The organism is Shigella sp. FC1967, assembly GCF_001743005.1.
Classification (GTDB): domain Bacteria; phylum Pseudomonadota; class Gammaproteobacteria; order Enterobacterales; family Enterobacteriaceae; genus Proteus.
Window position 1 is genome coordinate 1 of sequence record NZ_MIIZ01001483.1, and the last position, 331, is coordinate 331.

Genomic DNA, 331 nt, shown 5'->3' on the forward strand with positions numbered 1-331 from the left:
CAAAGCTGGAATATAAAGCCGCAGAAAAAGGCGTCCATCTGGTAAAACTGGATCAATGGTTTGCCAGTTCGAAAACCTGTCATTGCTGTGGTCATAAAATGTCAGAAATGCCACTACATAAGCGTATCTGGCAATGCCCTGAATGTGGAGTTGAACATGACCGAGATATCAATGCGGCAATCAATATCCGACACAAGGGCATATTGGAATTACACGCGGCGGGACTCGTCGTTTTCAGCCCATGGAGACCCGCGTAAATCCGTCGTACAGAGGGTTGCGGTCTGAGAAGTGGGAAGCCTCGCCGTTTACGGCGGGGAGCAGTCACGAGGAA

Annotated in this window: 1 pseudogene; it reads left to right on the forward strand. The window is 49.8% G+C overall.

The window, feature by feature from the left end:
- A pseudogene (locus BHE89_RS23190) lies at positions 1–285 on the forward strand (zinc ribbon domain-containing protein); the annotation flags it as partial.
- Positions 286–331: the final 46 nt, after the last annotated feature.